Here is a 1,561-nt window from a genome sequence, read left to right on the forward strand (position 1 = left end):
CGGCGAGTCCTACCGCGTCAAAAACGCCCTAATGAAATAACCCCTTATCGCCACTTTGGCAGGAAACCCTGCCAAAGTGGCCGGATTCTTATCGCTTTAATGGCCGACTTCTAATTGACAAAACACACCCGGCCGCACTGGGCGTGGAAGGCCGGGCCGATGAGGTGATAGCAAAACTCGACGCCCGAGCCTGGCGCACCCGCACCGCTGGAGCCGGGACTAAAGGCGACCGGCAATACGCCTGGGCGCGCCAACGCATCAACGGGCTGGCCGACGAGGATGGTGAACACTGGTTGCTGGCCCGCCGCTCGCTGACAGACCCCACCGATGTGGCCTATTTCGTGTGCTACACACCCAACCACGTCACGTTGATCACGATGGCGCTGGTGGCTGGGGCCCGGTGGGCAATCGAGGAAACCTTCCAGACGCCCAAAGGCGAAACCGGGTTAGATCACTATCAAGTCCGCCAATACACCGGCTGGTATCGACACATCACCCTGTCGATGTTCGCCCACGCATTCCTCAGTGTCATCCGGGCTCAAAAGGGGGCCCAAATCCAGGTACCGGGGCTCTGGTGAGGCTCTCCCTGCCAGAAATCAGACGGCTGATCGTCAAAGTCGCCTGGAACCAGCCACCCGACCCGGAACATGTACTACAACGCTCCAAGTGGCGACGCCAGCACCAATACCGAGCCCAACAGTATCACTACGCAGCACGCGGCCATATTTTACAAACGCGACTGTAGTACTAGGCGCTCCTTACCACGGACAGCGAACCCCGCCCCACTACTTGCTGATGCAGGTGGTGGGGCGGTCTTTTTTCGTCCCTGAACACGGTGTGAGCTAGGATATTGGCGGCCCAGAGACAAAGGACATCATGACCACCACACGACCACGCCGTGCAAACAATCCCCTCACAAGACACCTCCCCGAACGGCGCTACCTCCCCGAACTCCACGGCATACGCGGCCTCGCACTCGCCGGTGTGGTGCTATTCCACCTGTTCGGCAACGGCCGGGTATCCGGTGGGATCGACATCTTCCTCGCCGTCTCCGGGTTCCTCTTCACCGGAATGCTCCTTCGAGAAGCAGCCAACAGTGGTGGCCGGGTGGACCCGCTGAAATACTTCGGGCGACTCGTCCGCCGCATCCTCATCCCCGCAGCACTCGTCATCGCCGTCACACTCACTGCCGGCCTCCTTATCAGCCCGATCACCCGCCACAGCCAGTTATGGGCAGAAGCACGCGCTTCCCTGCTCTACTTCGAAAACCTAGAGCTCATCAACTCCCAACTCGCCTACGGGGCAGCAGGACCAGAAACCTCACCATTCCAACACTTCTGGTCCCTGTCCGTGCAAGGCCAGTTTTACATCATTTGGCCCGCCATCGCCATCATCTCCGTGATCATCGCCAAACAGCTCCGCACCTCAGCAGCCAGTGGCCTGCTCTAGAGATTTCGGACACGGGCCCTCTTAGTCTTGACTAAACTTGAGGGTCATACCGAAAGTGAGACTGAGTAAGGACATGTCAACTCCACGCCGTCGTTATACCCAGGAATTCAAA

2 protein-coding genes and 1 pseudogene are annotated in these 1,561 nt (G+C 59.0%); all 3 read left to right on the forward strand.

The window, feature by feature from the left end:
• Nucleotides 1-326 precede the first annotated feature (326 nt).
• Nucleotides 327-578 (forward strand): annotated as a pseudogene (locus A6F49_RS18990) (IS701 family transposase); the annotation flags it as partial.
• Nucleotides 575-745, forward strand: coding sequence for a hypothetical protein (locus A6F49_RS18155; protein ID WP_161485830.1), 171 nt, complete (start codon nucleotides 575-577; stop codon nucleotides 743-745). The pseudogene A6F49_RS18990 and the gene A6F49_RS18155, both read left to right, overlap by 4 nt.
• A gap of 131 nt (nucleotides 746-876) precedes the next feature.
• Nucleotides 877-1,449 (forward strand): acyltransferase family protein, encoded by a 573-nt coding sequence (locus tag A6F49_RS14695; protein WP_043055298.1) that lies wholly within the window; start codon nucleotides 877-879, stop codon nucleotides 1,447-1,449.
• Nucleotides 1,450-1,561: the final 112 nt, after the last annotated feature.

Source organism: Enteractinococcus helveticum (genome assembly GCF_001657475.1).
Lineage (GTDB): Bacteria > Actinomycetota > Actinomycetes > Actinomycetales > Micrococcaceae > Yaniella > Yaniella helvetica.

Excerpts from the sequence above, each read along its gene's own strand:
- A6F49_RS14695 (WP_043055298.1), top strand. The coding sequence starts at position 877 with ATGACCACCACACGACCACGCCGTGCAAACAATCCCCTCACAAGACAC.